This window comes from Fervidicoccaceae archaeon (genome assembly GCA_038734945.1).
Taxonomy (GTDB): Archaea; Thermoproteota; Thermoprotei_A; order Sulfolobales; family Fervidicoccaceae; genus ARK-14.
The window spans coordinates 17,044-35,007 of the sequence record JAVYOA010000002.1 but is presented as its reverse complement, the minus strand read 5'-3'; the positions used below and the strand labels follow the sequence as shown (position 1 = coordinate 35,007).

Annotated in this window: 20 protein-coding genes and 2 tRNA genes; 12 read left to right on the top strand and 10 right to left on the bottom strand. The window is 41.9% G+C overall.

Going from position 1 to position 17,964, the window contains the following annotated elements:
* The 3 genes from QXR92_01395 to QXR92_01385 all read right to left on the bottom strand — a co-directional run bounded on the left by QXR92_01395 (nucleotide 1) and on the right by QXR92_01385 (nucleotide 1,665).
* Nucleotides 1-240, bottom strand: a complete 240-nt coding sequence (locus tag QXR92_01395; GenBank protein MEM0318665.1) for a hypothetical protein — start codon at nucleotides 238-240, stop codon at nucleotides 1-3.
* Between the two features lie 25 nt (nucleotides 241-265).
* Nucleotides 266-360 (bottom strand) — tRNA-Pro (locus QXR92_01390).
* Between the two features lie 90 nt (nucleotides 361-450).
* Nucleotides 451-1,665, bottom strand: a complete 1,215-nt coding sequence (locus QXR92_01385) for a dicarboxylate/amino acid:cation symporter (GenBank protein ID MEM0318664.1) — start codon at nucleotides 1,663-1,665, stop codon at nucleotides 451-453.
* Nucleotides 1,666-1,964: 299 nt separating this feature from the next.
* Between QXR92_01385 and QXR92_01380 the strand changes: the two genes are divergently transcribed.
* The 5 genes from QXR92_01380 to QXR92_01360 all read left to right on the top strand — a co-directional run bounded on the left by QXR92_01380 (nucleotide 1,965) and on the right by QXR92_01360 (nucleotide 7,334).
* Nucleotides 1,965-3,593: a cytochrome ubiquinol oxidase subunit I gene (locus QXR92_01380; GenBank protein MEM0318663.1), complete on the top strand. Its 1,629-nt coding sequence runs from the start codon at nucleotides 1,965-1,967 to the stop codon at nucleotides 3,591-3,593.
* The gene (locus QXR92_01375) at nucleotides 3,590-4,681 is read left to right on the top strand and encodes a cytochrome ubiquinol oxidase subunit I (GenBank protein ID MEM0318662.1); all 1,092 of its coding nucleotides are present in this window, start codon (nucleotides 3,590-3,592) and stop codon (nucleotides 4,679-4,681) included. The genes QXR92_01380 and QXR92_01375 overlap by 4 nt, the downstream gene beginning before the upstream one ends.
* Before the next feature lie 110 nt (nucleotides 4,682-4,791).
* Nucleotides 4,792-4,876 (top strand) — tRNA-Leu (locus QXR92_01370).
* 57 nt (nucleotides 4,877-4,933) lie between these two features.
* On the top strand, nucleotides 4,934-6,445 hold the full coding sequence (locus QXR92_01365; protein MEM0318661.1) for a chloride channel protein: 1,512 nt from the start codon (nucleotides 4,934-4,936) through the stop codon (nucleotides 6,443-6,445).
* A gap of 280 nt (nucleotides 6,446-6,725) precedes the next feature.
* Nucleotides 6,726-7,334 carry a DUF981 family protein gene (locus tag QXR92_01360; protein ID MEM0318660.1) on the top strand — a complete coding sequence of 203 codons (609 nt, stop codon included), beginning with the start codon at nucleotides 6,726-6,728 and terminating at the stop codon, nucleotides 7,332-7,334.
* Nucleotides 7,335-7,341: 7 nt separating this feature from the next.
* Here the strand turns inward: QXR92_01360 and QXR92_01355 are convergent, their stop codons facing one another.
* Genes QXR92_01355 through QXR92_01335 form a run of 5 tightly spaced genes read right to left on the bottom strand, consistent with a single transcriptional unit; the run spans nucleotide 7,342 to nucleotide 10,866 of the window.
* On the bottom strand, nucleotides 7,342-8,178 hold the full coding sequence (locus tag QXR92_01355; protein ID MEM0318659.1) for a cation transporter: 837 nt from the start codon (nucleotides 8,176-8,178) through the stop codon (nucleotides 7,342-7,344).
* Nucleotides 8,179-8,193: 15 nt separating this feature from the next.
* Nucleotides 8,194-8,955: a rhomboid family intramembrane serine protease gene (locus QXR92_01350; protein MEM0318658.1), complete on the bottom strand. Its 762-nt coding sequence runs from the start codon at nucleotides 8,953-8,955 to the stop codon at nucleotides 8,194-8,196.
* Nucleotides 8,952-9,635 (bottom strand): DUF120 domain-containing protein, encoded by a 684-nt coding sequence (locus QXR92_01345; GenBank protein MEM0318657.1) that lies wholly within the window; start codon nucleotides 9,633-9,635, stop codon nucleotides 8,952-8,954. Before QXR92_01345 ends, QXR92_01350 begins: the two co-directional genes overlap by 4 nt.
* Complete coding sequence (locus QXR92_01340; GenBank protein MEM0318656.1) at nucleotides 9,616-10,257, bottom strand: endonuclease V; 642 nt, start codon at nucleotides 10,255-10,257, stop codon at nucleotides 9,616-9,618. The genes QXR92_01345 and QXR92_01340 overlap by 20 nt, the downstream gene beginning before the upstream one ends.
* A 9-nt stretch (nucleotides 10,258-10,266) precedes the next feature.
* The gene (locus tag QXR92_01335; GenBank protein ID MEM0318655.1) at nucleotides 10,267-10,866 is read right to left on the bottom strand and encodes a proteasome subunit beta; all 600 of its coding nucleotides are present in this window, start codon (nucleotides 10,864-10,866) and stop codon (nucleotides 10,267-10,269) included.
* A 144-nt stretch (nucleotides 10,867-11,010) separates the two neighbouring features.
* Here QXR92_01335 and QXR92_01330 point away from each other — a divergent pair, with 144 nt between their 5' ends.
* Nucleotides 11,011-12,054, top strand: coding sequence for a type II glyceraldehyde-3-phosphate dehydrogenase (locus QXR92_01330; GenBank protein MEM0318654.1), 1,044 nt, complete (start codon nucleotides 11,011-11,013; stop codon nucleotides 12,052-12,054).
* Here QXR92_01330 and QXR92_01325 read toward each other — a convergent pair.
* Together QXR92_01325 and QXR92_01320 are read right to left on the bottom strand one after the other, a co-directional pair.
* On the bottom strand, nucleotides 12,048-12,968 hold the full coding sequence (locus QXR92_01325) for a hypothetical protein (protein ID MEM0318653.1): 921 nt from the start codon (nucleotides 12,966-12,968) through the stop codon (nucleotides 12,048-12,050). The genes QXR92_01330 and QXR92_01325 overlap by 7 nt on opposite strands.
* Nucleotides 12,935-13,780 carry an S-methyl-5'-thioadenosine phosphorylase gene (locus QXR92_01320; protein ID MEM0318652.1) on the bottom strand — a complete coding sequence of 282 codons (846 nt, stop codon included), beginning with the start codon at nucleotides 13,778-13,780 and terminating at the stop codon, nucleotides 12,935-12,937. The genes QXR92_01325 and QXR92_01320 overlap by 34 nt, the downstream gene beginning before the upstream one ends.
* 194 nt (nucleotides 13,781-13,974) lie before the next feature.
* Here QXR92_01320 and QXR92_01315 point away from each other — a divergent pair, with 194 nt between their 5' ends.
* From QXR92_01315 to QXR92_01290, 6 genes are all read left to right on the top strand, one after another.
* Nucleotides 13,975-14,661 (top strand): phosphoribosyltransferase, encoded by a 687-nt coding sequence (locus tag QXR92_01315; GenBank protein MEM0318651.1) that lies wholly within the window; start codon nucleotides 13,975-13,977, stop codon nucleotides 14,659-14,661.
* A 164-nt stretch (nucleotides 14,662-14,825) separates the two neighbouring features.
* Complete coding sequence (locus QXR92_01310; protein ID MEM0318650.1) at nucleotides 14,826-15,197, top strand: hypothetical protein; 372 nt, start codon at nucleotides 14,826-14,828, stop codon at nucleotides 15,195-15,197.
* 15 nt (nucleotides 15,198-15,212) lie between these two features.
* Nucleotides 15,213-15,584 carry a hypothetical protein gene (locus QXR92_01305; GenBank protein MEM0318649.1) on the top strand — a complete coding sequence of 124 codons (372 nt, stop codon included), beginning with the start codon at nucleotides 15,213-15,215 and terminating at the stop codon, nucleotides 15,582-15,584.
* A complete protein-coding gene (locus QXR92_01300; GenBank protein ID MEM0318648.1) occupies nucleotides 15,574-17,133 on the top strand; it encodes a radical SAM protein in 1,560 nt (519 codons plus the stop codon). The genes QXR92_01305 and QXR92_01300 overlap by 11 nt, the downstream gene beginning before the upstream one ends.
* Before the next feature lie 75 nt (nucleotides 17,134-17,208).
* On the top strand, nucleotides 17,209-17,568 hold the full coding sequence (locus tag QXR92_01295) for a DUF134 domain-containing protein (protein ID MEM0318647.1): 360 nt from the start codon (nucleotides 17,209-17,211) through the stop codon (nucleotides 17,566-17,568).
* 34 nt (nucleotides 17,569-17,602) lie between these two features.
* Complete coding sequence (locus QXR92_01290; protein ID MEM0318646.1) at nucleotides 17,603-17,854, top strand: hypothetical protein; 252 nt, start codon at nucleotides 17,603-17,605, stop codon at nucleotides 17,852-17,854.
* Nucleotides 17,855-17,964: the final 110 nt, after the last annotated feature.

Sequence of the window (17,964 nt, the reverse complement as noted above, 5' to 3'; positions counted from 1 at the left end):
TCACTCTGTTATTTCCCACATCGTGAACGGAGTCCATATCAGCCAGGCAGGCACGGCTTTGATGAACTCATATGCCTTCTCCCAACTTTCCAGACCAAGCTCTCTAGCAAGTTCCTCAAGTGTCATCTGGGTCATCACATATTTTTTCAGTATCTTCAATAGATCTTCCGTTATTGGTATTTCAGCATCTGAAATCTTGATTACATCGATCGGCCTCTTCTTTCCCTTGTATTCAGACATTTCTTTCACCTTTTCTATGAAACGATGGGGCCGCCGGGATTTGAACCCGGGACCACCAGCGATCCGGGCTCCGGGGAAGCTCCCCAGGCTGGCATCCTAGCCAAGCTAGACGACGGCCCCAACAAAGTAAAGTAATGAACAAGCGGTTTTAAAATGTTATTTTTGTTCCTCAGCTCTTCGTATTTTTAAAAAGGAAGAATTAAAAAAATATTAGGTTTTTGTTTTCTCCCACCATCTGGGACCTTCCATTATTCTGCTCATCAACGTGGATACAGCCACATCGCCTTCCGCATTTATCATTGTTCTCAGCATATCCAGAAGAGGATCTATGGCTGTAATCAAAGCTATACCCTCTAGCGGCATTCCAGCTGCTCCTACAGTCATAGCAAGCATTAGCAATCCTCCTCCAGGAACTGCTGCTGTGGCAACAGCTGCCAAAGTTCCCACCAAAACTATGGTTGGGTACAAGGCAGGGGCAACTGCAAGGCCATAGACCTGCGCTATGAAAATTGTCGATAGAACTTGGTACATTGCTGTCCCATCCATGTGGCATGTAGCTCCAGTAGGCAGCACCAGTTGAGCTACATAGTCAGGAACTCCAATTCTCTTTGCTGCTCTGAAGTTAACTGGGAGTGCAACTGCACTGCTTCTAGTAGTGAAGGCTACTATTGCTGGTTCTATTATTGCCCTCCAATATACAAGCGGATTTATACCAGATGCCCAGGTAACTATCGTGTATCCAACGAAGAAGAAAAGCAAGCTGAACGTGTAGTCAACAAGCAGCAATCTTCCATATGCCTCCAGTATGCCGGTTCCATACGTTCCTATCACATAGGCAGCATAGCCGAATACTCCGATTGGAGCATACCACATAATAATAGAAACATACTTGATCATAATTTCCGATAGTCTATTAAGAGCTTCAGCTACTGGCCTTCCTCTATCTCCAGCGAGGCTAACTGCCAATCCAAGCAAAATGGAGAACACTATTGCCTGAAGCAGACCTGAAACGTTCAATATATTACCAAAATCAGTTGGAACTAAATTCAACAATATATCAACTACGCTAGGAGGAGTTGGCGGGGTATATCCAGCAGGGGGTTTTAGCCCAACGCCTGCTCCAGGCTTAAATACAAGGGCAGCAGACAGCATTAAAGTAGCAGCGATAGCAGAAAGCAAAATAAAGAAGAAGAAGGTCCCTAAAACCAGCTTTCCAAGCTTTCTTAGATCAGCAATCGAAGCTACTGCTGCGGATATGGTAATTATGACTAAAGGAGTCACAATCATTCTCATCAATCTAATGAAGAAGTCGCCAAGAGGCTTCAGGACACCTGCTGATTTTCCGTAGGCAAATCCAACAGCTATCCCTATGATAAACCCAACCGCTATAGCAAGGATCAATGCATATTTTTTCCAAGCAACCATAATCTATCCCAATTTCTAAGTTTATTAAACATGATATATAAAAACTTTTCCAAAATAGTAAAACAAAATAACAATTTTTTAAGTAATTTTATTAATTTATATTTAAAAGATAACTTATTAATACTTTTTACAGCTCCCTTTATGTGGATGCTCAACTTTAAACGAACCGCTCTTTAATAAAACTCTCTCATAAAAAATAGCGAAATATCCGAATAAATAAATAACTTTGTAATATTTCATTTTTCTATGAGTAAATTTTTTATATCAATAGACTTGATTTTATAAAGAAGGTGAATTCAATGCAGATTGCTGGTCTCCTCGATCTCTCTGCTACAGGAATATACTTTCATGCAATATCAGTTTCAATAACCCTTGGCTTTCCTCTTGCAATTGCTTCCCTTCTTTATAAATATAGCAGGACTGGTGACGAGTCTTTACTGAGAGCTGCCAGAATTACGACAATTATACTGATGATTAATTTCGCTCTTGGAGCTATTACCGGAACATTAGTTGAATTCGGCCTAGTTCAAATATGGTCTGGAACCCTTGTTGCTATAGCCACATCGGCATTTGCTCCATTGGCAGCGGAACTCATAGCATTTGTAATGGAGGTAGCTCTTCTGATATTGTTCTATGTAACCCTAGGAAAATTCTCTGCAAAAAAGAGCCTAACGATAATACTATCATACTGGGCGTTTGCTATTCTTTCTGGAATACTGATTACCTCAGTAAATTCTTGGCTTGTTTCTCCATGGGGAACAGGCAACCTTGCTGAAAGCATATATCCATTCATGCCCGACTACGGTCCAGCAGCAATGGATCCTTCAAAGCTGCTTGCAGTCAAAATCATAATGCTGGCAACAGGGTTGCCACTTCAATCAGTATTACAAGACCCAATTGCCGCTCAGAAAGTTGGCATATTAATAACAGATCCTTACATTGCCCTCAAAAATCCATACAACATCTCGTCTTCCATACACAACATCACAGCAGCCATCATAATAGGGACTTCCATTGCCATATTAGCATGGTCCTACAGATATTATAAAACAAAAGATGATAGATATGTGAAAATACTCGCATCCTTCTTCATTCCTTTTCTAGTTCTAATGATCCTTCAACCAACTTTGTTCGGCCATCTAATGGGAACATCCGTAGTTGAATACAATCCAACAAAATTTTCAATGATGGAAGGAGCTGTAGAGCAAATTAGCAATCCATTGGTCAGCCTACTTGCCTATGGAAATCCGAACCATCCCATAATGGGTATAAAAGATTATGAGAATTCATGCGAATTGCTGGGAAACAAAACCCTATCTCAAATCGCTTCACAATATAACTTAACTGCTCAGAGCATTAAGCAAATTGCAGGCTTACTAAATATAGAGCTATCGGATGAAAATCTTTCTAGAGTTCTCAACATAACAGCAGCTGATGTCTGTAAGCAAGATCTTAGCGTTGACTTGTCAATCTTGCCAACAATAAATGTGCTCTACTATACTAAGATAGCTGGAGGAATACTCGCTCTTCTTTCCTCATTAGCTTTAGCAGGCCTCCTCTACAGAATACCGCTGATCTCTCCTATCTCCAGAGCAATAGATAAGTTGCTCGGTGGCAGAAAGGAGAGGACCATTTTGATTTTGGCAGTCCTCATAGCTCTTGGAGCAGCTACCGCATCGGTTCTAGGATGGTATGTAAGAGAGGTTGGAAGAAAGCCATGGACAGTATACGGTCTTCTCTATCCAAGCGAGCTAGCAACAACTGTGCCAACTGCATATTCTCTGTCTTTTCTGCTGATTGCATTTTTGATAATACTGTCTGTTAACATCCTTGGTCTGGCTGCTATGGCCTACGTAGCTCTCAACGCAGACAAGGTCTCAGAATACTTCAGGGAGCTATTAAATAAAATAAGAGGTGAGAACTCATGACTCCAGGATTTATCGAGTTTCTCCTTCTTGGAATAGCTGTTATTGTACATATAGGCTTTGTAACCACTACGCTCGGAGTAGGTATTATAGTAGCCGTCTACAGATATCTTTCCTATGCTAGAAAAGATCAAAATCTAGAGGCATTTGCCAGAAGAGCATTTAGGCTGCTGGTTGTAACGGAGCTCTTCTCGGGTGTATGGGGAACCGTGATAACTGTATTCCTAGCAGGATTCTTCCCATCCCTAACTGCAATAGCTGCCAGCGCATTGTTTGGTCCCCTTGCTATATCAATTGCTAGCATAATGATAAGAGTTCCTTCAATAGCAATATTTTGGTACACATGGGGGAAGGTAAGTCCAAAGCTCCACAGCATAATCGGATTCATTATGGGTCTGTCTGGCTTTGGAATTCCGTTTGGATTCAGAACAATATTCGCCGAAATTACCTCTCCAAGATCAGTAGCAGCTCTTCTTCAGGGAACGCAGCCATCATTGCTTTATGCATATACAGATCCCGTTTTCTGGGGACTCTATGCTCATACAGTAATAGCAGCTGTTTCTGTAGGAGCATTCATGGTTGCAGCAATCATGATAATGGATAGAGATGTACTATGGTCCAGAAAAGCTCTACTCTTTGCGACTATATTCCTCCTGCTCCAGCCAATAGCAGGAACTGCCTACTATCTAATTCTATCCAATAATGCTCAGTATATAGCTAATAGCATAACTTCGGGAGAATTCATGCCAGTTCTAGCAGTAAAGCTCTTTCTTTTTGCAGTTCTTCTAGCGGCCTCAATTCATTTAATGAGGAGACTGGGAGCAAATACCATTCCATCATATGGAAAATATATAGGTATTCTTGCCATAGCTGTAGCAATAACAGGAGAGTTCATGAATGACGGATCTCGCTATCCATACATGGTCGTTCTGGGCAGCAGTGGAATAAGCATCGAGAGCCTGGCAAATCCGCTCATGAGCATACAGAGCGTGTTTCCAGCAATCCTAACAATATCTGTTTTCCTAGCGCTTTCGATAGCAGTATTTTCCATAGCTATTTATTATGCTATGATAAAAAGATTCGTTCTATAACTTTTTTATTATCAAAACCTAAATGAAAGGCAATTTTTTAAATCTGCCAAGTCTCATAACAAATGATTGAGAAATCAATATAAAACCATATTTCACGATATACAAATAGAGCGGGGGTGCCCGAGCATGGTCAAAGGGGTCGGACTGAGGCTCCGATGGAGTAGTCCTGCGTGGGTTCAAATCCCACCCCCCGCACTGATTCACTGTTAAATTATAAATACTTGTATTATTATTTTCTTGTTCATGATTGCGATGAAACCTGATAGAGGTAAGAGGCGCAAAATTAAGGATCGAGTGTTCTATGCATACTATCTCATTTTGAAGATGCTCGGGAGCTTGCAGCGACATGCTGAGAGGACTGGCATCTCATTTACTAGGTTTGTTGTTAAGAAAGCTGAAAATTCTATCCAGCATGAGGAAGGCGAATATTTCAACCTAATCCGTGCTAAGCTACTCAAGTACTTACTTGCCGTTAAAGAGGAATTTAAGAAGCTGCGCAGCGAAAGATTTTTTGAAGTAGCAAAGTATTGGTTGCTCCCCTTAATCTTAGGTTCAGTAATAGGCTTAGCCATATTCCTCCTTTTCTACACTTACAAATTGCTAAACTATTTATCATTTATTATTATAAGCTGGAATTCTTCATTTCTCCTAGTTTCAACAATCATTGCCCTTCTCGGAGGATATTTAACTGTAAGACTTTTGGCGGAAGATAAAGAGAGTGGCTGCGGAACAGAACTTTTAATTGAAAGATATCATTTCAAAAGCGGCTTTGTTAGCTTGAGAGATACATTAAGCAAAACTTTAGCCTCTGTGATAACCATGGGTTTTGGTGGAAGCGCTGGATTAGAGGGACCAAGCCTTTTGTTGGGTGGAGGGCTCTCTTCGTTTATTGTTAGAAGGCTTAGGTTGGATGAAAAAGACGTGAAAACACTGTTTCTGTCTGGAGCAGCAGCAGGATTTTCAGCAATCTTTAAAGCTCCATTGACGGGGATATTGCTTGCCCTTGAAATACCTTACAAGAAAGACATAGAAGCCGAGGTTTTTATCCCTGCATCTATTGCCTCTGTTTCTGCCTATTTTATTTCCGCTATAACTCTTGGAACAGAAACAATTTTTCCAACTCCAATATTTATTAAACCAACTCTTTCCACCCTTATGCATGCAGTTTTTCTAGGGATCCTCTCGGCAGTAGTCGCTTTTGCATTCATGGAAGTATTTGAAATATTAAACACCATAAGCAAATGGGTTTCCAGCAGAGTTCCAATGCTGCTTATGACAATAAATGCCGGATTAATTCTCGGTATCATAGGCTTTTTTTACCCTGAAGTGCTTGGGGTAGGCTATGATTTCATTCATAAAATCTCCATAGCCGAATTAGGAAAACTAACTTTGACAAATTTGATCGCGCTTTTAATTCTAAAAATTGTAGCCACAAGCATAACAATGAATTTCGGTGGAAACGGAGGGCTATTCATTCCATCGCTTTATGTTGGGGGGGTACTTGGACTAATTTACGCACAAATTTTTAACCTTCAGCCTCCTGCTTTGTATGTCATACTATCAATGGCTGCAGTAGTAGCTGCAACGAGCAAGTCCCTCTTGGCAAGTATAACTCTGGTTGCTGAAACTATGGGTCCGAGCTACATAATTCCCACAGTTGTTTCCGCTTCTATGAGCTATTTTCTTACAGGAAGCAGATCTTTCTATAAAAGTCAGCTTGTGAATAAATTGAGCAAACAAGACAAATGCAATGCCAAAGTTTAAATATTCAAGAATAAGTTTTAAAGGAAAAACAAACTGTAAAACCAAATATTCTACAGCAAACTCAATAGCTGAGAAACTCAACCGCCTTCAAATAATTCCTGAGCTCTATTTTAACTTTCTTTCAGCACGACGTCCCAGGGCAAATCAAAAGTGCTAAAGATCCGGGAAGAAGAGCTAAGTAATTTCTTTGTTTAATTAATTTTAGTTTTTTTAAGAAATTTTCCGTATATACGTGAAAATTATTTCCTTAAGGTACTTTTCGAAAAATTGGGGTGAAAAAATGGCACTGTTCATAGATCCCCTAACAGCACAGCTCTTCGCCATGGCTGGAGCCTTCATACTAATAGGCTATGCTTTTGCAAAAATCTCAATGCTTCATACGACATATGAAGAAATAATGAAGGAATTGAAGCCATTATACATTCCCATTCTTCTGCTGGGAATCTACATAGCAGTTTCCGGAATATTTGGCAATTTGCTGTGGCCTCTTCCAGGGAGCTACAATATTCTATTCTATGACCTCTATCCTCTTCTTGGAGTAGGGCTGATTGCTTTGGCTATAAGCATCAAGTACAACTACAAACTAGAATATATCGGATTTCTCGCTCTTGTCTTCGGAATAGTAACAATATACTATGGAGCTGTGGGCTATGCCAACAACATGACGAAGGAGCCTCTGGCACTGTTTCTCCTCTACGGAGGAGCAGGATTATCATCAGTTCTGTTCTACTTTGCCTCATATCAGCTTGACAGGGGAAAGGTAAATAGAGGACTGCTTATATTGGAAGCTGCTCTGCTCGTGCTGACAGGACTGCTGGCAGCTTATATATCTGCTAACTCAGTACCTCAGCACCTCAAGTTATTTGCCCAATGGGCTCCAATACTTTAGAGGGCTCCTAATCTTTTCTTCCTTTTCTTTTTTCCTTTATCTCGACAAAGAGATCTGCTTCATACTTCTCCAATACTTCCCTTTTTGCCTCATCAACAATCTTTTCCATTTCCTCTCTAGTTTTATCATCTCCAATAAGCGTGAGGTGACCTTCCAGCTTTTTCTCATCAACATACCTCATCTTTATATCTTCTATTTCAACACCTCTCTCAATGAATCTCCTCTTTATATCATCGACAACTCCTTCCGGTGGAGCTAGGTCGCTTATCCTCAAAATCAGCTCTCTGAATGACATTGAAAGCTCATATAATATATAGCCTGTGAGAACGACGGATCCTAGATAATCAATAATATAGCTATAGAACACCCCCAGCAAAGAGGAGAATATGACCGTCACCCCCTCTATGATCTCACTGAACGTGAACTTTGAGTAGTAAATCAAAGGATCATCTCCGCTTCTCCTCGAAAGCTCAATTGAAATCAAATAGAACGATAATCCTATAGCTGCCATGACCGGTGCTCCTGGAGAAATTTCATATGGGTGAGGAGAGATAACTTCCATAAGTGCTATTCCAGCAACAAAGGAATAAGTCATCAAGGTAAAAATGGATCCTCCAAATTTCAGCCTATAGTGTCCAAAGTGATGATCTTTGTCTGGCGGTTCAAAGCTCTTCTTTATGAACAAAACAGTTAGAACCAGCGATATGTAATTTGCCACCGATGTAAGAGCATCAACCAGGACCGACTTTGAATTGTAAACAATTCCTCCATATATTTTAAAGGCACCACCTAGGAAGGAAAAAGCAAGGATATATATTAGCGCACTTCTCTTTCTTCTCTCCATTGAACTGCAATCACCTCACTCAAAAGCAGGTGTCCTTCTCATTTCAGCAAGGATTCTCAGTGTCCTAATCCTCTCTCTGCTCGCAAATATTGGTACAAGCGCAATGCCCGTGATGAATCCTCCCACATGAGCCCAAAAGGCAATTCCAACATAGGGGCCTGAAAGAGATACCACTGCAAGAATAAGCTGATAGACAAACCAAAAACCAATGAAAGCAATGGCAGGTATCCTAAATAAGACCGGAATAACGAACCAGAGGCCCAGAGCCCTAACACTTCCTGCAGGATACATTATCAAATATGCCCCCAAGACTCCACTTATAGCTCCGCTAGCCCCTACAGCTGGAATCAGCCAGGGGTTGTACAGGGGACCGTATGAAGTGGCCGGAGAGAGAGATGTTGAAACAGCAACGCTCAAAACGTGAAAGACAACTGCACCAATTCCCGAGCAAATATAGAAGAGAAAGTATCTCGCTTTCCCCATTGCTGCCTCAACATTATCTCCGAAAATGTACAAATAGAGCATGTTGCCCATTATATGCAAAAAGCCTGTATGAATGAACATTGCGGTAAAGATCGTCCATAGATCTTCTCCCTTTATCAGAAAGTACGGCTTGAACCCATAAACGTTAATTATATCATCTATAGATGTTGCTCCTGGTAGAATATAGCCAGGAAAGAAATATGTCACAATGAATACAGCTGTGTTTATCACGATTAGAAGCTCATTGACCACAGGTCTCTCGATTTCTATATTCTCATCTCCCGTTGGTATCATTCATTCACACCACTTTCTAGGCTAACCTCCAAGACAACCCTGTCTCCATCATTCAATCCAAGCTCCCCTCTAAGATATACAGGAGCTATAACTTCTATAACATCTTTCGGATGACTGGTTCTATCTGGAATAATTATAGCAGCCTTCTCATATCCATTTATCTTGGACTTGAAAAGGGTTGCTCCTCCGTAGAATCTCTCCTTATTCCTGTATCCTTCTATTCTAAGTCCGTTGCTCCTGGTTAGGACCAGCCTTTTAATAGATGACTCACCATCAAGCTGAACATTCAGGGTCCCAGGATAAGGATCGAAACCCAAAATTTCACCTATTTTATTCCTATAGTAGGGAAGCTTCATGTAATACTGGCCTTCTCCCAGTCCACTTACAACTTTTCCCTCCAGAATTACGATATTAGCCTCCTCACTCATGAGCCTTGATATATATCCGTACAGCTCCTCCATAGCGGAGAGGCCCTTCTCAGTTATCTCGATGAACTCTCCCCTTCCTTTCACTGATCTCATTATGTATCCCTCCTCCTCAAGAATTTTCAGAAGCCTAGAGACAGATTGCTGGCTCATCCCCATCCTGGAAGCCAAGGCCTGCTGAACTATTCTGACTCTTCTCTTCCCGCCAAAAGCCAGAGCAATGAAGAGAACTTTTTTAGCCTCCCGATAGAGCATCTTTCAGAGCCCTCCTGCTAAGTTGATCAGCAAATTCCAATGGCGAAGGAAGACCTTTCCCTTTTCTGAGCTTCTTTATTAAATAATAGCTTCTCTCCAGACTCAGGCCCCCTCCAACGCTTACATACAGTTTCCTCGAACCCTCTGGCTCATCTAAAATCATTCCAACAGGTCTTCCCCTCATATAAATTATCTTATTATCAATTCTATCAGCCTTCAAAGCACTTTTAGCAACACCGATTGTTGGCTTCCCAACAGCAAGTGAAATGTGAGATGCTGAGCCAGCCATTCTCGGATGAAATCTTCCATGACCATCAACTATTATTAGATCAACGGAATTCAAATCTATTTGCTTCAATGCAGCCATGAATGCAGGGATCTCCCTGAATCCCAGAAAGCCAGGAACGTATGGCAGCTTAACCCTCATGATAGCAACCGAGTACTGCTCAACCCTCTTCTTCGCAATGTTGTATAGAACAGCAGCAGCAGAAACTAGTTTCCCAGAATAGGAAGCATCAAGCCCAAGAACATTTCTAGGCTCGTTTTTCAGCGTGTCTCTTTCCTCTATGAGCTCTGCCATCCCCTCCTGGGCTCTAGCTGCTTTCTCAAATAAAAATCGCATTTTCCCACACTAAATTCTAGCTTTCCCCTCATAGCTTTTCTCCCTAGTTATCACAACGTAATCGATATCTCCTCCAGAAAGAGCATCTCTCCTTATTCCCTGCTTAACTGCTCTTACTGCAAGTTCTATGGCTTCATTTTCGCTCATTCCAGGTTTGTAAAGCTCTTCAATTATTCCTATTCCAATGCTTCCACCGCTCCCCACAGCAACAAAGTCATCCTCTAGAACTGAACCGACAGGATCAAGAACTGCCAGTACTGGAGAGTCATCCTCAATGCCTCCGACTACGAACTCTGCCATAGCAGGAAAAATCTTGAGGGAATATAGTATATTCGAAAGCAGCTTTGCAGCGCTTCTAACCTTCATCCTGTTCTTTGTTTCCCCCTCATAGTACCTTATTTCCTCCCTAAGCAACCTTATAATATTCTGCAGATCCCCTATAGTCCCTGCTGCCCCAATGGCCATTCTCTCATTGATCAAAAATACTTTCTTGACATTCGAGCTTTGTATGTAGCTTCCATATGTCATTCTTCTCTCTCCAGCTATTACCACTCCATTGCTGAACTTTATACCTACAACCGTTGCTCCCTGAAATGGCTGTTCACTCATGTTTTTCCCCACATGTTAACGTGATCAAATTACCCTAATTAAATCCTCATAATAATTTTTCTCATTTTCAATTTTCAAGTTCCACTGCTCATTCTCTCTAAAGAAATAAATAAGATAAGATACTAATTTTTTCCGTGTTGAAACATGAAGGGGAAAGCAAGAGTTCTTGTTATGGGCTATGGCGTTATTGGAAAGAGAGTTGCAGATGCAGTTTCAGCTCAGGATGATATGACATTAATTGGAATCGGAGATGTATCATCAGACTGGAGAATTAGGCTTGCCGTTAAAAAAGGATACAGAATATATGCTGCTACGCAGGAAGCCCTACCTAAAATGAAAGCTTCTGGATTACCCTTAGAAGGAACAGTTGAAGAGCTTATCCGATCCGGAAGCGTAGATATAGTTGTGGATGCTACTCCAAAGGACATTGGATACAAAAACAAGGAAAATCTATATAAAAAATATGGGGTAAAGGCAATTTTTCAAGGAGGAGAGAAAGCAAACATAGCCGATGTCAGCTTCGTTGCTCAGAGAAACTACGAAAAAGCTATCGGAAAGCAGTTCATAAGGGTAGTGAGCTGCAATACAACTGCGATCTCCAGAGTTGTTGGAGGGCTTCATGAAAAGCTTGGAGTAAAAAAGGCAAGGGTCACAATAGTGAGAAGAGCAGTAGACGTTTGGGAAAGCCATGAGAGCGGAGCCATAAACACTGTTGTGCCTGAGACCAAGGTGCCAAGCCATCATGGAGAAGATGCGAGAACTGTTGTTGATGGACTTAACATCTTCACAATAGCTGTCAAGGGCAGCCATAATCTGTTTCACATGCACATGGGGATGCTTGAGTTTGACAAGAGGATAGAGCTTAATGATGCCATAGATGTATTGAGAGACGAACCGAGAGTTGTGTTTGTAAAAGCATCAGACGGAGTTGCTGGACTGAACAGCATCTTCGAGCTATCAAGAGATCTCAACAGAACCAGAGGAGACCTATACGAGGTCCCTGTATGGCTTGACCTTATGAAGGCCGAGGAAAATGAACTCTATCTCATTTGGGGAACAGCAAATGAGAGCATAGTTGTTCCTGAAAACATCGATGCTATTAGAGCTGCCATGGAGCTGGAGAGCGATGGGAAAAGGAGCATAGAGAAAACAGATAGAACTCTTGGGATTGTGAAGAGCCTCTACTGAATAAAGCATCTTGACAGAAAAGAAGCATATATCTGCGCAGTAAGCGGATCTGTATTGAAACGGATCATTTTTCCCTCATTTTTCATAGTCCTCAGCCTATATAGCAATTCTTTCATTCCACCTTCCTCAACAGACGTATAAAGAACAATAGCTGGCCAGAGCTTTTCAGCTATAGGCAAGGAGGCATCAACTTCTAAGAGCCTTGAATCCTTTCCCATTGAAACCAGCTTGTACCAAATCAGATTTGCTGGAGGAGAGAGTGATGATGAAAATAGCACATCTATTTTGCTCCTCTCATCCGAAAATTTTTTCAGGTCTGGGCAGCTCTGTTCAATTATATCGGGATAGACCTCCGCCAATGATCTAAGCTCATTTCTCAATCTTACAATTCTCATATCTTCCTTTCTACCAGACATCTCGGCACTCATCATGCCAGCGAAGGCAGATGCGATGATTTCGGAGAGAAGGGGATCTCTTGAGCCTTCCACTGAGACTAAGCTGCTCTCTCCAATTTTCCCTCTAATAATTGGATCATTGGGAAACGGAGTAACAACTATGATCTCTCCTCCCATCACCCTGACTCCTTCTGCAACTGCTAAAGCCAGGCTTCTCTCTCTAATGCTTCCCATGAAATATATTGCTCTTATTTTTCCCTCGGAATATGGCATGAAACTGAATAGAAACTCGCCAGCATTCATCAGCTTCGGAGCATTTCCCCATCTCAGTACCTGCATATAGCTCTTCAGAACATATGCGCCTGGATATCCCATACCACTATATATTATGGCTGCTTCTTCTTTCAGGAAGCCTCCTATCTTTTCTCCTGCCCTTTCTGCTATTCGGATTATTCCTTCAACTTCCGTCAAAAGCTGCTCCCTATTCAGAGAAGAGCTGTGTCCAGGCTCCTGCAGCAACTGCATTCATCCTCTTTTAGCTCAGTCCTTAAATTCGGTATTACAGAATAGACAATCCTCTTAGCCTTCTCAACATTCTCTGCCATTACCCTTGAGACCTCCTCTGCTGTAACAGGTCTCTCTGCCCACACATCATAGTCAGTTATCATGGCCAAGGTAGCATAGCACATCTCAAGCTCACATGCCAGATTTACTTCTGGAACCAGCGTCATGCCTATGAGATCTGCCTTGAAAACATCCTTGAATATTTTGCTTTCAGCCACTGTGCTGAATCTAGGTCCCTCTATGCACACATAAGTCCCTCCACCATGCATTCTCACGTTTTCCCTCTTTCCAGCCATGAGAAGCTCTCCTCTGAGATACTCACAGAATGGCCTTGCCATGCTAACATGGGCCACCCTTGGACCATCGAAATAGGTATATTCTCTCCTCTTCGTCATATCAATGAATTGATCTGGAACAGCCAGGTCGCCTGGCCTATAGTCTTCTCTCAAGCTTCCAACGGCGCTCACAGATATTACCAGCTTCACTCCAATGGTCTTTAGAGCCCACATGTTGGCTCTGTAGTTAATTTTATGTGGAGGGATCCTGTGGCCTCTTCCATGTCTGGGAAGAAATGCTACATTCCTCTCCCCTATCTTTCCCACAATTATTGAGTCACTTGGAGAGCCATATGGAGTATTTATCCAGATCTCACTTGTCTCTGAAAGGAATGATGCATCATACAAGCCGCTTCCTCCTATTATCGCTATATCAGCAAGCTTCCTCTCCCTGCTTTCCACCTTTTTCAGCCAGTTCTCCAAATAAAACACCCAAGATCTCATAGCAAGAACACATTAAAAAAATATTCTTGAGTTCAGAAGCCTGTTCTTGGCTATTTGATATGTATGAAGAGAGAATGCTAATTTTAAAATTGAAAATCCAATTTTTTTAATTGGCAAAAATCCTCTTCGGATTGAAAAGCGAAAGAATAGAAATAAAAAATGCTTATTCCTTTTTATTTATGGTGATTGAACTGCCGAGAATCCCCGTAAAGCTTGTCAAGTGGGAGGATGTTGTTTCCTGGAGCAAAGAGCTTGCCAAAAAGATTGTATCTGATGGCTATAACCCAGATGTTATTGTAGCAATTGCAAGAGGAGGAGTTGTTACAGCAAGGCTTCTATGCGACTATCTCGGCGTAATAGATCTGCTATCAATAAAGGTGGAGCATTGGCTTGAAACAGCTGCTCATGTGGAGAATGCGACAATCAAGTATGGCTTCGATACCGATCTCTCCAAAAAGAAAGTACTGCTTGTAGACGATATATGTGATACTGGAAAGAGCATAGAGGTAGCTAGAGAGCACATAATTAGGAATTCTAAACCTGCTGAGCTGAGGACAGCTGCTATGCAGTATATAAGCACAATATCGAAGTACAAGCCCGATTACTATGCTGAGGAAGTCAGAGAATGGTACTGGTACATGTATCCATGGAACTACTACGAGGATTCAGTAAACCTCGTGAAGAAAATTCTTCAGTCAGATGCTTCTAGAAAGTGGAGCATAGCTGAAATAGAAAATGAATTCAAAAAATCATATGAAATAGATCCCCCAATCCACATCGAGGAGGTAGTGAAAGAGGGAGTTAGAAGGGGAGTCTTCTACTACGTCAACGGAGAGGTGAAGCTCAGAGCACAGTACCTCATGAGATAGAGCAATAAGCCTATTTTCTAGGAACCCGATAAAAGATTGGCAGTGATGACCGACCTATTTCTGAGAAGAAATGCTGAGCCGTGTGAGGTCTGAGCCAAAAATTTTTATCTTGCAAAATGCATTATTGTTTTAAAAAGGAAAAACAAATAGAACAGGTCTTCACGATGAGTGACCTAGAATTCACAAGGCTTTTTCTCAAGCTTGGCTTTACCTTGTCTGCTGCAGTAATACTTGGGATAATGCTGAAGAGCCAGAAGCCATTAACATTTGGAGAGCTTGTCCAAAAGAGCGGATATGCAAAGGGACATGTCTCTCTAACACTGAAAAATCTTGAGGCCATGAAAATAGTGGAGAGGTTCTGCGAGAACAAAAAAACTATGTTCAAGCTGAAAGAGAGGGCTATTTCAAATATAATAAAGGAACATCTTGCTGAGATCAGGGAATTCCTTCAGCCAGTTGCTTTACAGTTTGCCCATAAAGACGATGAGCTCAGCTCTATCCTCAGCCAGTTGGATGAGATCTTGAAAACCAAATAAGCTGAGGGGAGATTTTTGGAAAATGATTGCTTCAGAGTTGCTCTCGTCATTTCGAGCGGAAGGAGCATATCACATGCCACAGCAGCAGAGCTTCTTCAGCTCGCTAGAAGGAAGAACTTCAGGTTAAAACTTTTCATCTTTTCCGATATGGATCCTCCAGATCAGGTCATCTCAGCACTCCCCCTAATCTCAATCAATCACAGCGTGACATTATCAATTATAACCAAGAAGCTCGACGTAGAGCTCCTCAAAAATATTATAGCTTCACACGAGATCGACTCTCTCTACCTAGAGAGAGCTGCCTCTGGGATTCTCGAGGCTATAAAAACTGACGGCTCTCTCCCCATAAGAATTTTTGATGGAGAGGTGATCAGCAGTGAAAGCTGATGTCATTATAACAACAGATAGAACTATGATGTCCAACCATCATAGAAAGGAATTCCTTGGCTTCGTATCTACCGGACCACCAATAGCTCTTCCTGAGAAGCTCTGGCTGTGGATATCGTCACCCAAGCCGAAGATCATGAAGGATGGGGAGCCTCTGGAAGCTCCCTATGGACTGAGAAAGGTAGAGGCAGCTCTGATAAGGGAGGGGATAGATGCAAGAGTAATCGATCCTGACTATCTGAAAAAATATGAAGAAGAGGCTAAGGTTCTGCTCATTGGCCATCATGATTACTTTGCCTACGGTCCTCCTAGCAATGAATGGTGGCTAATAACAGGAAAGGAGCCTATAAACAGAATCAGCTTCATCAGACTTATGGAAAGCGAGCCTGTGAGAAAAATGAAGAAGAATGGTGCAAAGATAATTGTGGGGGGGCCAGCAGCATGGCAGTGGCTTTATGAGGTGGAAAAGTGGAAGAAGTGGGGAGTAGACACGGTTTTCGAGGGAGAATCCGAAAAGCTAATTGGAAGCCTTGTTAGAAAAGCCCTGAACAACGAGGAGCTTCCCAGCTATCTCTATGCGGGAATAAAAGATGTTCCCTCAATTGATGAGATACCTGAAATAGTTAGGCCAAGCGTAAATGGGCTTGTTGAGATCATGAGGGGATGTCCAAGAGGGTGCAGATTCTGCAGCGTTACTCTTAGACCTCTGAGGCACATTCCTCTGGAAAAAATCGAGAGGGAAATTCTAGTCAACGTGAAGTATGGCGTGAATATAGGGCTGCTTCACAGCGAAGATGTGCTTCTCTACGGATCTGATGGGGTTAAGCCAAGAGAGGATCCCCTCATTCAGCTTCATAAAATGGCTCTCAAGCATGTTGAGAATATTGCTTGGAGTCATGCCAGCCTCGCAGCAATTAGATACTCAGAGGAAAAATACAAGCTAATAACGAAGCTGATGGAAATGATAAAGGAGAAGCAGGACTTTCTTGGTGTTGAGGTAGGCCTTGAAACTGGAGGAATTGAGCTTGCTAAGAAAATAATGCCTGCAAAATCAGCTCCATACCCAGTTGAGAGATGGCATGAAACAGTTGAGGAGGCCTTCAAAATAATGCATGAGAGCAGCATAATACCTGCAGTTACCCTCATTATTGGGCTGCCAGAGGAAACCGAAAATGATTTAATTCAGACGCTTGAGCTCTTGGACAAGCTCAAGCAATATAGGAGCCTCATAGTGCCCATGATGTTCGTGCCAATGGGGGCACTCAAGGACAGAGATTTCTACAGAAGAGAGATGATGAGCGAACTTCATATGCAGATTCTCTACAAGACCTATCAGCACTCCATCTATTGGGGGAAGCAAATACTTGAGAAATCATATCTGAGATCTCCCGCATATTTACCCCTTAGAGGACTCCTTGAATTTTTCATGTGGTATGTGGAGAGAAAAGTGAACAGCATAGCCAAACAGCTGCCTTCACTCAGAATGAGGGAGAAGGCAGCTCAGTCAGCACAAGCACCACTCCAGCAGAGCCGAAACCCCAACTTCTGATTTCTTTAGCATAAGGAGCATAAGCAAATGCAATAATAATCCCTTCGCCTTATTATTATTAGGGAAATAATCATCATGCCAAGATGGATGCAGGGCCGCCGCGGCTGCAGGGGAAGGCCTCCCATAGAAGTGAGATCTAGACTAGAAGTGGAGGAACTGATCTTTCTCCCAGTGAAAGGCTCAGTTGGGATAGAGCAAAAGAACATTGTTGAAATCTATGATTATGAGATAGAAGCTCTCAAGCTAATACATCTTGACGGTCTCTCCACGGATCAGGCAGCAAATATTATGGGAGTCTCAAAGGCCACTTTCTGGCGTATATTGGAATCATGCAGAATGAAGCTTGCTGATGCTCTATTTTTTGGAAAGCCAATAAAACTTGTTTCAAAAAAAGGAGGAAATTTGGAGGAAAAAAACGACCAAAAAGCTTATTAATTCTGAAACATATTTCAAAATTGGTGATCAAAAAATGTGGTGGAGAAGAGGATTATATCCTGGAAACGGTCCTTGGTCAGATCTTCCTCCATGGGAAAGACCTGGATATTGGTATGGCAGAGGATGGTGCTATGGCCTGCCATTCCGGTACACTCCAACCTATGCTGGAGGCTTCTTCTCAAAAGAGGAGGAGCTCAGATATCTAGAGGACCTGAGAAAATACATAACTGACTTTGTCCTAAAGGACATAGACTCCAGAATAGAGGAGCTCAAGAAATCCCAATAAAATCTCCTCTTTTTTCATTATTCAATGCATGAAAAAAATTAGAATGAGAGAGAATCACCTAATAGCTAGTTACAACTCTTTCAGCACCCATAGGCTCTATATTGGTATTA

Bases quoted from the DNA above. Each gene is read 5' to 3' on its own strand.
- QXR92_01395 (MEM0318665.1), bottom strand. From the start codon at position 240: ATGTCTGAATACAAGGGAAAGAAGAGGCCGATCGATGTAATCAAGATT.
- QXR92_01385 (MEM0318664.1), bottom strand. From the start codon at position 1,665: ATGGTTGCTTGGAAAAAATATGCATTGATCCTTGCTATAGCGGTTGGG.
- QXR92_01380 (MEM0318663.1), top strand. From the start codon at position 1,965: ATGCAGATTGCTGGTCTCCTCGATCTCTCTGCTACAGGAATATACTTT.
- QXR92_01375 (MEM0318662.1), top strand. From the start codon at position 3,590: ATGACTCCAGGATTTATCGAGTTTCTCCTTCTTGGAATAGCTGTTATT.
- QXR92_01365 (MEM0318661.1), top strand. From the start codon at position 4,934: ATGAAACCTGATAGAGGTAAGAGGCGCAAAATTAAGGATCGAGTGTTC.
- QXR92_01360 (MEM0318660.1), top strand. From the start codon at position 6,726: ATGGCACTGTTCATAGATCCCCTAACAGCACAGCTCTTCGCCATGGCT.
- QXR92_01355 (MEM0318659.1), bottom strand. From the start codon at position 8,178: ATGGAGAGAAGAAAGAGAAGTGCGCTAATATATATCCTTGCTTTTTCC.
- QXR92_01350 (MEM0318658.1), bottom strand. From the start codon at position 8,955: ATGATACCAACGGGAGATGAGAATATAGAAATCGAGAGACCTGTGGTC.
- QXR92_01345 (MEM0318657.1), bottom strand. From the start codon at position 9,635: ATGCTCTATCGGGAGGCTAAAAAAGTTCTCTTCATTGCTCTGGCTTTT.
- QXR92_01340 (MEM0318656.1), bottom strand. From the start codon at position 10,257: ATGCGATTTTTATTTGAGAAAGCAGCTAGAGCCCAGGAGGGGATGGCA.
- QXR92_01335 (MEM0318655.1), bottom strand. From the start codon at position 10,866: ATGAGTGAACAGCCATTTCAGGGAGCAACGGTTGTAGGTATAAAGTTC.
- QXR92_01330 (MEM0318654.1), top strand. From the start codon at position 11,011: ATGAAGGGGAAAGCAAGAGTTCTTGTTATGGGCTATGGCGTTATTGGA.
- QXR92_01310 (MEM0318650.1), top strand. From the start codon at position 14,826: ATGAGTGACCTAGAATTCACAAGGCTTTTTCTCAAGCTTGGCTTTACC.
- QXR92_01295 (MEM0318647.1), top strand. From the start codon at position 17,209: ATGCCAAGATGGATGCAGGGCCGCCGCGGCTGCAGGGGAAGGCCTCCC.
- QXR92_01290 (MEM0318646.1), top strand. From the start codon at position 17,603: ATGTGGTGGAGAAGAGGATTATATCCTGGAAACGGTCCTTGGTCAGAT.